This window comes from Chryseobacterium arachidis (genome assembly GCF_900129245.1).
Classification (GTDB): Bacteria; Bacteroidota; Bacteroidia; order Flavobacteriales; family Weeksellaceae; genus Chryseobacterium; species Chryseobacterium arachidis.
The window spans coordinates 98,805-111,518 of record NZ_FQUT01000011.1; the positions used below are offsets into that span (position 1 = coordinate 98,805).

Below are 12,714 nucleotides of genomic sequence, written 5' to 3' on the forward strand. Positions count from 1 at the left end.
AGGTTAATTTCTAAACGGATATTTCAACCCGATCATGATTAACGGTAATGCCAAAAACGGAATTTCAATCAAAGCTATTTTGTAGTTTCCTGCCTGTAAGGCCAAAGCCATAATCAAAAGAATTGAACTTGCATTCAGCAGATTGCCGATAAAATATGTTTTAGGCATCATCAGTAAAATACCAATTATTATTGTAAAGATACCAAGAAAGGGAATCATAGGCTCTGTAATTCCAAGTTCATTCATGATATTATCAGATCCTGAATTTTTCTTGTAATTAAAAGTATCCCAACCGTGTTTGAAATTTAATATTACTGAAATAATCAATAACACCAATGAAATAATATTCCTGAACATCATTACTTTCCGATTTTTTGTTGTAATTCTACAGGATAACGCTCTCCTGTAATTTTAATCGTTGTTAATGCCCAATTGATTTTATTTAATTCTTCATCACTTAATATCATATTCACAGCACCAATATTTTCCTGCAACCTCTCCAATTTTGATGTTCCGGGAATAGGCACGATGAACGGTTTTTGAGCCAGTAGCCATCCTAATGCAATTTGCGCAGGGGTTACGTTTTTCTCATTTGCAATTGAAACAACCAAATCAACCAATGCCTGATTGGCTTCTCTGTTTTCTTTATTAAAACGTGGCGAAATGCTCCTGCCGTCTGTCTTGTCAAAATCTGTGTTTGCATTGATTGTTCCTGTTAAAAACCCTTTACCCAATGGACTGAACGGTACAAAGCCGATTTCCAATTCTTCCAATACCGAAATAGTTCCGTTTTCCGGCTCCCGATAAAACATTGAATATTCGCTTTGTAAAGCTGTTACAGGTAAAACTGCGTGAGCCTTACGAATGATTTCAACACTCGCTTCTGATAATCCAAAATACTTCACCTTACCTTCTTGAATTAAATCTTTTATCGTTCCCGCAACCTCTTCAATCGGAACACTCGGATCTGGCCGATGTTGATAAAATAAGTCGATACAATCCGTTCTCAGTTTTTTTAATGAGGATTCCAGTATTCTTTTTATATTGTCGGGATTGCTGTCGAGTCCCAACATTTGTTTTCCCTCCTTAAATCCAAATTTTGTTGCAAGGATCACTTCTTTACGAAAGGGCTGTAATGCCTCACCCACCAATTCTTCATTATCTCCGTAAGCTTGGGCAGTATCAAAAAGAGTGATGCCGTTTTCATAAGCTGAACGCAAGAGTCTAATGCATTCTTCCTTTGCCGGCGCATTGGGAAAACTTAATCCCATACAACCCAATCCCAATTCAGACACTTTCAGTCCGGTATTCCCTAAATTTCTTGTTTTCATTGTTATTTCTTATTTAATTCTTTAAATTTTTTAAACTCTCTGTGTCCAAATTTTAAAAGTGTACTGGGTATCATTCTACTCACTATTTGGATAATGCCTACCAGAAAAGGCTTAAGCTCTTTTTTATCTTTCAAAAGCTGTTTAATAACAATATTTACAAATTTATCGACATCCATCATCATCCTTGGATCAGGCTGCATCACCCAATCATTTTGGAGATTGGTGTTAACACCGGGAGGAATCATTTCGAAGACTTGTACATTGGTATCTTCCAGCTGCAAACGCAGTGCCTGGGTGTACGCATGAATTCCGGCTTTTGTAGCGCTGTAAATGGGTGCAGAAGAATAAGACGTAAAGGCTATGGCGGATGAAACATTCACAATTGCCGATGATTTCTGCTTTCTCAGATGTGGCAAAAACTGATGCACCATCTGTACAGTTCCTGAAAGATTTGTGGCAATCTCGCGGTTAATATTTTCTAAATCCAAAGTTGTGTCCTGTAAATCTATCAGACGCATCAATCCGGCATTGTTGATAATGATATTCAGATTGGGAAACTGTTGGATGACATCTTTATAAAGCTGTTCTATATATTTAGAATCACTTACATCACTGAGAAATGTATGGATCTTTGGGAATTTCTCTTTGGCTGTTTTTAATGTTTCAGGGTTACGCCCTGTAACAATAATGCTTGCCCCTTTTTCAGTAAGTTGTTTTGCAAGTTCCAACCCTATTCCGCTCGTTCCTCCTGTAATCAGAATTGTGCTGTTTTTCAAATCCATATTTATTGTTTTTGTACTATGCAAAGTTGTTGCTATTCCAAGAAAAGAATTTAGCCAAAACGAGCTTTACTTTAGTCAAAAATGATTTTAGCACAATACGGGTCTTCTAAAACATTTTTATGCAAAATATTTAAATTTGTATATACAAGATTTCGATATGTTCAAGCTGACATTGCTAAATCAAACACAGTAATGGGTTTGCCAGTCTGAAAATGAAGCCAACTACAGACAGTTGAAGCCATTTTTTAACTTAACCGCTTACTGTTAATATTGTAGAATATCTTTACTTCAGTTTTCTAAACATTAAGATATAACACAGATCTATTTATGGGATCTTATTAATCAGTCACTTCCCAATCCACATAAACATTGTTGAAATCAAGGTTTTTCAAATCTTCTTTTGAGATAAAAAGATGCATATAAACATTCTGCTCTGCGTTATAAACCGACTCATCACTTCCGTCTATTTGCAAAAGTAACTGGTGATCTTTCAGCTCTCTTTTAATCTGCCTCACATCTCCATATACAAAATAGCCATACCCACCAATTTTACTGCCCATGCTCTCGGAAGTAAAAAAATCATAGAATTCTTCGTACGTATCTTCGTCCTCATCAAATAACTCTACCATGAATTCTTCAATATGCAAATCATTAAACTCCTCACATCGAAATGCGTAACTGCTGTCTGTAGCACTTGCCCAACAGGTACTTTGCCCAAAAGCCAAACTGTAAATACTTTTGAATGGATTGCTTCTATAAAACTCATCTTTCAGAAATGAAAAATCTTCAATATGAGGTTCTTTCAGTTGTTCTTCGGTAATATATTGCACAAAGCAGTCTTCATTTTTAAAATCGAAATCCTGGCTGAGGAAAATCTGCAAAATTCCCTTGTCGGGAAACCAATCAGTTTTAGGAATTTCCGCAAAGTTGATTTGAATGGTTGGGATTAATACATTACCCTTTATATCTTTAGGATATTCCATCGACAGCGGAATAAAGGGATAACCTAAATATTTACTGGATTTAAAATTTAAAGAATCAGGATTTAATACCTCAAGTTCATTTTCACTGATGATGATCTCATTTCTTTTGAAATGTTCTAATTCTGTATGGTATTTTTCTAAAATAGTGGGAATCATTTTTTTTAATTTTACCTTGCATGCTAATTTTATTGATTGATACTTCCATCTACCATAAACTGTGGCACGTAATCAGAGCTTATTTCTAACTTCCACCCTTTGTCAAACGCCATTGCAGCAAGCGCAGTACAATCCCATGACAAGAAGCCTTCATTTTCTCTGCACAAAGGGGTTCCACCACGGTTTAAAGCTTTTTTCTGGCTCCATACTTCTTTGTGGGATTGAATTGCTAATGCAAAATTGAAATTAAATTCAGTTTCATTGTTGTCAATTAAACTTTTGAAGGCATTCAAAAATCGACTTCTTAGATACCATCCAAACTTCTGTTTCACATCCGGTCCAAGTGAAGATTTGTATTTTTCCAAATCAGCTTGTGCTATATCATACAAAGAGGTATTAAAATTTCCTGTGAGATAATATTCTTTTATTAGTCTTAAAAAGCAAGTTCCAAAGGTATTTTTATCCCAATCTTCTTCTCTGTATATCCAGTTTTTTATTGGACTATTGGCAATGATTTTTTGCTTTTCCGCATCACGGGCAATGATCGCCCAATACAATGCAGTAATAACATCAACATATTCACCACTGGGTTCTACCGTGATTTCAAAAGTTCCACTATCATCTATTGTAGCTTCTTTGGTTTCTTCTTTAAAATGAATTAAGCGACAGAATTCACTGATGCTGTTCAGCCCATACCTAAACCAATTTCGCTGTTCTTCCATTGACTTTGTCTGCAAAACTGACATCTGGAGCAATTGTTGAGCATCTCTAAACAGATAATACAAGAATCGAAACTTGCCTTTAGATTTTTCAAGCGCATGCTCAAACTTCTCTTGTATCCATTCAAAATTACTTTCAATGATCTCTGGATGATCCACTTTATGCAAATAAATATGCTTGTCATCCTTTACCTTTTTAGCAGATATTTTAGGCTTTGTAAGTTTGTACTTTTTATAATTAATCAATGCATTTTCAATGATTGTTACATTATTATCCAAAGGTTTTAATTGCGGTAATTGCAGGAAATGAAAATTCTTTCTGTCGAAAAACAAAAGATTTCCATTGGTTGTATGCCCTATCAATTGGAATGCAGCTAATGGCTTTGTAACTCCTTCTAGGATGATTTTATCTAAACAAGTTCCATCAAATCCAAATAAATACAATGTATTTTCCCCTTTAAAATAAATGATTTCATCCTGATGATTCACCGCAAAATGAAACTCTTGCAATTTGCCCAGCTTGATATTTTTCGGCTCAATGTCTTGCAGTTGCCCCACCACTGAGCCATCGGTATTCACCAGCAAAAAACAAGTATCTGCACTCAAACGTCGGAATCTGTCAAAAACGGGAACCAGCAACAACGATTCTGTAAGCGGGTAGATATTACCGATCCATGGGTCGAAAAATGCCATTTTATTATTAATTCGGACAGGTTCAATTAAATTATCTTCGAAGGTATCGTCACGATGAATAGTTGAGCCATTTTTAAGTTCGATCCCAGGAAAATCCGTTGTATACATTGCACCAGGCCTCTTATCTAAAGCTGCCAACAGTTTCAAACGAGGACGTCGAGTGGCATCATCGAAGGGTGCATCGGAAACAACAATAAAGTCACCTCTTCTTTTACCCTCAGCCGATCCCCAACCCATTTCGCTATCTACTAAAGCAATTAATTTATTAGATTCTGGCAATAAAGTGGCGTTGCAATATAAGTTTTTGGCCGCTGCTTCCTGCATTTGCGGAAAAAGAGCGTGCGCATCTCCGTGTAAATTCACAATGGTTGTCGTATACGAAGCCGGGTCTATATTTCCATTTTCATCAATAATATAACAACGATTGGCGGGTCCTGAAATAATAATCTGTCCCGAGATACTTTCACTCAAAGCATACTCTCTGGATTCATCGAACTGTCTGAATCCGTTTAATACATCTCTTACCGGAATTTCCTTTTCAAAAACAAAATCTTCTGAGTATTTAAACAGATGTAGTTCAGTAAAATTAGACATGAGTAACAGATGGCTACCATCCCTGCGAGCTAAAAAGGAAAGACAATCCACAAGTGTAAGTGGTCTTCCGGCAAATTTTTCATCGGTGAAAAAAGGCAGTACTATTTTATTCTGCATCATTATTTTTGTAATTTTTCGTTGATTAAATCGATAACTTCCTGCATTTCGGGAACACCATTTTCCAGCGTGCGCTGTGCAATCTTTAATGCTGTCCATCCATAGTCATTTTCTACAGTTATATCTGCTCCATAATGAATAAGCAATTTTGCCAGCTCGATTTTAGGCAAAGGTTTATTCACAGCAGATTTAAGTAATGTATCTTTGTTTTCTTTTGCTTTTTCATCCGCATAATCTGGATTTGCACCGGCTTCGAGTAATATTTTTGCAAATTGAAGAGCTGAATTTTCATGGTTATTGCGTACATGATACATGGCTTTACCGATATTTGCCCCTTTATGCAATAATGCTTCTAAAACAGTGATATCGTTTCCGAACTGGGCTACACGTTCCAAAGCGGTCTGCGAAGAAATGTCTAATTTTTCGTTCACATCCCAACCACTGTTGATAAGATCTAATTGTTTTTGAGAATTTTCTCCTCCAAATAAACTCAGTAAATCATCTTCATCCTCTATAGGTTCTTCATACAGCGAATTCAGGAAGCAGTCCAGATTTTCAGCAATTTTGTAAATATTTTTCTCCCATGGCTTTTCATTTTCACTGACTTCACCCTCGTGATACCAGAAATAAATTTTACCAAATTTCTTTTCATTTTGTCCCATGAGAATAAGATTGCCCGACACATCAGAAGCAATGGCAAAGTAATGTTTGGGGAAGCGATTTCTTTTTGTATAAGTAGTTTGTATATAGTCTAAACCACGCAGTCCTTCATGAATTCCGAAAAACCCGTCAAAGCCGAACTCACCTCTCATCTTTTTGACTTTAAACGTGTTTTTATCGCCTGTATCTCCTCCGTTATGCTGCAGTAAAAATGCTTTGTATGGCTCTGGAATTGCAATATTATTATTTTCCCATTCTATTATTTCTTCCAAGGTGAGTTGGGAATATTTAGATCTAATATTCATTTTAAGTTTTATGGTATTTGTCTTTCTTTTTATCTTTTATTGTAAACGAATCGTAGAATATTAAATTAATGTAAGTTCACAATTATATTCCTTAAATTGTAATTCAATTGTTCTGATTTCTTCCTCACTTTCCGTATTTTTCAGGAATAACGGTTTGTAAATAACATATTTACCATCAATTTTTTCATACGTTTCATCCATTTTCTTTTTAACAGTGTGATAGTGTTTTACAGAATCTTCCTTTTTAATATTTTTTATTTGTTGAATTAGATCAATAACAGCTTTTTCATCATTCCCTCTTGTTTCCAGAAACAAGGAATAGTTTTTTCGGTTTCCGGAAAATCCATTCTTTGAGGTAAGAAATGTACGTGTTTCATTATTTAATGCAACATTCACAGGAGTTCCGCCCCCGAAGGTTTTGGTTTCATAATGGGAAGTATTTAATGTTTGATTTAAAAAAGCCCCTTTATCAGCCAATAATTTCAGGCACTCAATATTTCCTTTCAGACTTGCCTGGAAAACAGCGGACCATTTTTGGTAATCGGGATTAAACTCGGGTGCATCTTTTACCGATTTTTGTTTCAGCAGGTGCTTCAGCATTTTAGGATCTTCCGCAAACTTGGTAAGTTCCGTTGTTTCATGAATTAATATTTCTTTACTAAAACCAGCTCCGGCAGCCAACAGAAGATCAATAACTTTCTTAATTTTAGGGTGATAATTTTTAGCATATTGATTTCCATACCAGCCTTCATAACGGTCTAACATTTTTGTCAGTGGTGAATAACCGTTTTTGTTTTTAGCGTGTACATTCGCACCACGACTGATTAAAAGACTGGCGTTTTCCGGATTGTAGTTTGTATTGAAAAGGGGCGTGTTATCGTAATCATCCTTAATTTCGATGTCCATTTCCTGATCGAGTAAAAATTCTATAAACTCAATACTGTTATCACTTTCGGCAGCTTTGTGAAGAACTGAATTTTGATATTTATCCCTGAAATTAAGATCGGCCCCATGATCAATTAACAACTTACAGATTTCTATCTTTTTCGCATTATTGGATAGCTCTGTTAATTCAATGATAGGAACAAAACCATATTCGCAGGCTTGATTGACTGTTTTTAAGACCTTTAGAATTTTCTTAACTGTTGTCACATTACCGCTTTTAATAGCATCATTCAGATCTCCGATTAATGCTGCCTCATCTTTTTCCTCATTTTCAAAAATAACCTCTTTTATCGCTTCCTGAAAAGCCATATTGTTCCAGTTTTCTTCTGCGTACTGAACGATCAATGCTTCCACACTGGGATCTAATCTGTAATACTCATCACTTAATTCATTGTGTAACTTTTTCAGCGTTTTATTAAAACCACTGACCGAAGCATAATCTCCGTAAAATGAATTTTTATGTTCATCTGACCGATAAATAAAATCGATAAATTTTTGTACAATTTCCTCCCCTTTTTCACTTTTGATATTCTTCAGCACTTCAACGAAACAGTTTGGAGCAAACCCTTCACCCAAATTGGAAAAAAGCTGTTCAATACCGCCGTTTTTAATTTCTCCGTCGATTCTTATAGTTAGCCAAATAGTACGTGCAATTTCATTTTGCTTTTTGAACAGATCTGAAGAAAGACCGATTTGGCTGTGCATATATTCAAACAAAGGAAAAAGATTTGAAATTGAATAAATAGCTACTTGTTGATTGGAAATATGATTCATTAGTTTTTGTTTTTATTTTGTTTATCAGAGACTTATTATTCTCTATTTTTTATTGTTTATGATTTTTTTTGCTCCAAAAATTTATTTCACTTTTGTGGTTTTGATGAAGTTAAGCCCTGTAATTTTTTCATCCAGCAAGGCTTGAGCTAATCGTACGGATATAAATTGTTCGCGGCATAGAAAGTAATTTTTAAAATTAAAGATGTCTAGTTCATTAGGTTTTAGAACAATTATTTTTGATTGAATACTTATTTTTTTATTAAAATCGCCAAAATTAACACCTTCATTCAACTGATCGGAAACTGCCTGTAGTTCGTCTGTTGAATGGAATGATTCGGGCATGATCTGTCTTGCGGCAAAATCAAAATATCCTTTTCGTTTATAAAAAACAGATCGCGGAAAATCTACATATTCATCTGCATAGCTTACAAAATGCAGGTACACATAATCTTCAGAAATTACTTTTTTGCTTTTTACGGCAATTTTGTATTCCTGATATTCACCAATATTGAATTTTTTAAGTATTTCAAACAATCTTTTGCTTACAATCCATCCACCCCCTTCAATTCCGTTTACGACATCTGTCAGTTTGGCTTCGGAATATAATTTCACCACGCCCAAATCTAATTCCGGCGGTGCAAAAATACCTTCCCTCATCATTCTGTAATACATATCCATCAAAGGGACAAAATTCTCGTCCGTATCTTTTCTATAATGTGCTTCAAATAAAGATTCTAAATTTTCACTTTTAGAAATTTCATGATTTTCTATCTGCCATGCATGCTTTTTACCAATTGGCATTTCTACTTTGATGTATTTTTCTGAAAATTCGGTATCAAGGAAAAAACTTTCTTCCTCACTCTTCCATTGATTGGCAATCTGATCTAAAATATGTATTGGTGTTTCCATTGGTTATTGGCGTTTCATAATGGTTCAGCTGATTTTTAGACGGTGAATTTAGCTACTTTTAATTAGAAAATTATAATTTTAGGATTGATAAAAAATTACCAGCCTATTTTGTTGAATTATTACAATTCTCCGGTATCCGGTATTATAAATGATATTATTAATATGCATTACTTTAACTTCTATAAGGCTTTAAATTATTATCTACTCTCTGTTAATGGATTAAAGTACGGATAAGTTTACAAATAACAAAGGCACTAAAGATAGTTGACAATATTTTTTTTAAACTTAAGCGCTTGCTTTCTGGTTTTAAAACATTACATTTTAATATTTTAGAGATACCAAAAATTCATGAATGTTAGACAATACAAAAAGCTTCTTTAAATTCATCCTATCTAAAATTGCAATTTTGCTTCGTAGACGACTAAAATGTTGAGAGGATAACCTTCGACGTCCGGATCTTATTATCTATTTTTAACAATCAGGTTTCAGCTACGATTATCCAGATTATAAAAACTCTGTCCGCAATTATTCAATTCATCGGATTTATTTCAAAATCAACGATTTTAATGAACTATAGGAAATTATTAAAAGAATATTCAACATTAATTAGTTATTCTAAAAACAAGTGTTATCATCATTTCTTATCTAAAAACCTTGGATTTATAGCTAAGTTTTTCTTATATTTAATGAACAACTTATCCTATGAAAAATCCTATACTTTTAAGTTTCCTACTTTTATTACTGATTAATTGCGATAACAAAGACAAAGCGAACGACCTGGCTTTGCGGGAACAACAGCTATTGGATAAAGAAAAATCATTCGCACAGAAAGAAGCAGAATACCAATCTTTACTTAAAATGAGGGACAGTATTTTTGCTCAAAAGCATTCAGATTCCATTAAAATTATAAAATGGCCTGATGAAATTACAGGTTCCTGGACAGGAAAAGTAATCTGTACAGAATCCAATTGCAGCGATTATGTAGTGGGTGACCAACGAACAGACACCTGGGAGTTCGCCAGCGATTCTCTACAGCTTTTCAGCAAAATTATTAACAATAATAATTTGGTACGATTATATTCCGGGAAGTTTGAGAATAATGAAGTTAAGCTAAACTTTAAAACAGATTCCACTGCTAAAAAACAAGTGGATATGAATGTTGTTCTCAATGATATTTCAGACACAAAAATGAAAGGTATAAGAACCATTGCCGTTGATAACTGTATAGCGAAGTTCTCTGTAGAACTGGTACGTTCTAAAAAATAAACACGAATGACTCTACTAAGTATACACAACCTCAGTCTTCCCATTGAAGACCCGGTCCTGAAGTTTCTTTTGGTGCTTATCATTATTTTGGCAGCACCGCTTTTACTCAATAAAATCAAAGTTCCGCATTTGCTGGGACTGATTATTGCCGGAGCAGTAATTGGCCCTAACGGATTCAATGTTTTAGCCAGAGACAGCAGTATTGTGGTGACAGGAACAACCGGATTGCTCTATATTATGTTTCTCGCAGGTCTGGAAATTGATATGGGAGATTTCAAGAAAAACAAATGGAAAAGTCTGACTTTCGGATTGTATACTTTCATTGTCCCCTTTATTTTAGGTTATCTCGGCGGAATTTACGTCCTTGACTTTTCGGTATTAACTTCGATATTATTTGCAAGTTTATTTTCATCGCATACCTTAATTGCTTATCCTTTAGTCAGTAAATTAGGAATTGCCAAAAACTCAGCAGTCAATATTACGGTCGGCGGAACAATGATTACCGATGTTTTAGCACTCTTGGTTCTTGCCATTATTGTAGGAATGTCTCAGGGTGATGTAGGAACAGAGTTTTGGCTAAAACTTTCCGTTTCTTTTATCATCTTTGCATTGGTTGTTTTACTTATTTTCCCAATTATTGGAAGATGGTTTTTCAAAAAAGTGGATGACAAAATTTCGCAGTATATTTTTGTACTAGTTATGATTTATCTGGCTGCCCTTTTGGCTGAATTTGCGGGGGTTGAAGCCATCATCGGGGCTTTCTTTGCCGGATTGGCTTTAAACAGACTGATTCCGCATACTTCCTCATTGATGAACCGTGTAGAATTTGTAGGAAATGCCATATTTATTCCGTTTTTTCTGATCAGCGTCGGAATGTTGATTGATTTTAAAGTATTTTTTAAAAGTTGGGAAACTTTAGAAGTTGCAGGAATTATGCTCGTCGCATCCATAGGAGGGAAATATCTGTCGGCAGTGGCTACTCAAAAAACATTCAGACTGACTAAAGACGAGGGAAAACTTATTTTTGGATTAAGTTCCGCTTCTGCAGCAGCAACTTTGGCTTCTGTAATGGTCGGTTACAATATAATTCTTTCCGAAACAGAAACCGGAGAACCCATCAGATTATTAAATGAACACGTTTTGAACGGAAGTATTTTATTGATCCTTGTTTCGTGTACCATTTCGTCTTTCATATCCATGTCGAGTGCACAGAAAATCGCAGAACAGGATAATGAAGAAACCGTCTCAGGAAACAGCCACGGGCAGGAAAATATTCTTTTAGCGTTAAATTACGAGGGAACTGTTGAAAGGATGGTCAATCTCGGGATTTTAATTAAAGCCCATTCCAACACTGAAAATTTATTTGCTTTAAATGTTATTAATGAAGATAAAAATGAATCTTCGGTAAAAAATGCAGAAAAACTCTTACACCACGCAACAGATGCCGCAGCCGCAGCCGATGTGAAAGTTCAGTCTTTGAAAAGATATGACAATGATGTCATTAATGGAGTTAACAATGTCATCAAAGAACAGAATATTACTGATTTGATTATCGGTTTGGAAGATGAAAAAGGCTTCTCTCCCTCTTTCGCCTATAATTTATATAATGGCTACCTACAGAGCGATCATGTGAATGTTTTGGTATATCACGCTGCACAACCTTTATCGACCATAAAAAAATATGCGGTAATGATTCCAGAAAAAGCACATAAAGAAGCCGGCTTCTTTCATGCTTTATTAAGAGTATGGAATATTGCAAGAAATTCAGGAGCCACAATTACATTTTATGCGTCAGAAGAAATTATTGGTATTCTCCAGAGAATTATCAAGAAAGCTAATATCGAAGCTGAGTTTATCATTATGAATACCTGGAAAGATGGTGAAAAAACAGCAATCCAGTTAAAAGATAACGAAGCACTTATCGCATTTATGGCAAAAAGAGGAATGAGATCTTATATTCCGCAGATGCGGTTGATTCCGGAATTGTTAAACAAATACCTGAATAACAAAAATTATCTTCTGATTTTCCCTTTTTCTGAGTTTGACAAAATCAATTCTGAAAAACGTTCGGTAGGAAATCACGATGATTTTATGGAAATCGGAAATGTGATTAAGAAGGTTTTTAGATAAAAAATTGATTATTTAAAATCTTGCAAAAACATTTAACTTGTATCTATCAGCGTTAAAAATATTATATAAACCCGTTGTGCATTTTGAAAATTTCTAATATTCGGTTCGTCAATTCAAGTGTTTTTTTGTAACAGAGCGAAGAAGATGTATTGAGAATGAAATTTATATTAAAAACTTCTTGATACGATTTTCTTCAAAAATCTACTCGAAATAACGAAAGTACCTCAAAATACACAAAGGGTTATATGACTGATTTTCTATCGCTTGATATTCCTGAATTTTATCGTCATTGCATGAGTTGTATCAAGTCAGCATGAAGTTTTCCCTAAACACTTTAAAAGGCTTTTTAA

10 protein-coding genes are annotated in these 12,714 nt (G+C 34.7%); 2 read left to right on the forward strand and 8 right to left on the reverse strand.

Features of this window, described 5'->3' with window-relative positions; genetic code table 11:
• Nucleotides 1-3: 3 nt before the first annotated feature.
• The 8 genes from BUA89_RS17095 to BUA89_RS17130 all read right to left on the reverse strand — a co-directional run bounded on the left by BUA89_RS17095 (nucleotide 4) and on the right by BUA89_RS17130 (nucleotide 8,968).
• On the reverse strand, nucleotides 4-360 hold the full coding sequence (locus tag BUA89_RS17095) for a hypothetical protein (RefSeq protein ID WP_228420599.1): 357 nt from the start codon (nucleotides 358-360) through the stop codon (nucleotides 4-6).
• A complete protein-coding gene (locus tag BUA89_RS17100; RefSeq protein ID WP_072961079.1) occupies nucleotides 360-1,331 on the reverse strand; it encodes an aldo/keto reductase in 972 nt (323 codons plus the stop codon). Before BUA89_RS17100 ends, BUA89_RS17095 begins: the two co-directional genes overlap by 1 nt.
• A gap of 2 nt (nucleotides 1,332-1,333) precedes the next feature.
• Nucleotides 1,334-2,113, reverse strand: a complete 780-nt coding sequence (locus BUA89_RS17105) for an SDR family oxidoreductase (protein WP_072961082.1) — start codon at nucleotides 2,111-2,113, stop codon at nucleotides 1,334-1,336.
• 338 nt (nucleotides 2,114-2,451) lie between these two features.
• On the reverse strand, nucleotides 2,452-3,252 hold the full coding sequence (locus BUA89_RS17110) for a DUF1963 domain-containing protein (protein ID WP_072961084.1): 801 nt from the start codon (nucleotides 3,250-3,252) through the stop codon (nucleotides 2,452-2,454).
• Nucleotides 3,253-3,281: 29 nt separating this feature from the next.
• The gene (locus BUA89_RS17115; RefSeq protein ID WP_083531711.1) at nucleotides 3,282-5,474 is read right to left on the reverse strand and encodes an immunity 49 family protein; all 2,193 of its coding nucleotides are present in this window, start codon (nucleotides 5,472-5,474) and stop codon (nucleotides 3,282-3,284) included.
• A complete protein-coding gene (locus BUA89_RS17120) occupies nucleotides 5,378-6,340 on the reverse strand; it encodes an SMI1/KNR4 family protein (protein ID WP_083531712.1) in 963 nt (320 codons plus the stop codon). The genes BUA89_RS17115 and BUA89_RS17120 overlap by 97 nt, the downstream gene beginning before the upstream one ends.
• Before the next feature lie 60 nt (nucleotides 6,341-6,400).
• Entirely contained in the window at nucleotides 6,401-8,059 is a 1,659-nt protein-coding gene (locus BUA89_RS17125; protein ID WP_072961093.1) for an ankyrin repeat domain-containing protein, read from the reverse strand.
• An 81-nt stretch (nucleotides 8,060-8,140) separates the two neighbouring features.
• Nucleotides 8,141-8,968 carry a hypothetical protein gene (locus tag BUA89_RS17130; protein ID WP_072961095.1) on the reverse strand — a complete coding sequence of 276 codons (828 nt, stop codon included), beginning with the start codon at nucleotides 8,966-8,968 and terminating at the stop codon, nucleotides 8,141-8,143.
• A gap of 702 nt (nucleotides 8,969-9,670) precedes the next feature.
• Here BUA89_RS17130 and BUA89_RS17135 point away from each other — a divergent pair.
• Complete coding sequence (locus BUA89_RS17135) at nucleotides 9,671-10,234, forward strand: hypothetical protein (protein ID WP_072961099.1); 564 nt, start codon at nucleotides 9,671-9,673, stop codon at nucleotides 10,232-10,234.
• Between the two features lie 6 nt (nucleotides 10,235-10,240).
• On the forward strand, nucleotides 10,241-12,364 hold the full coding sequence (locus tag BUA89_RS17140; protein ID WP_072961102.1) for a cation:proton antiporter: 2,124 nt from the start codon (nucleotides 10,241-10,243) through the stop codon (nucleotides 12,362-12,364).
• Nucleotides 12,365-12,714 lie beyond the last annotated feature (350 nt).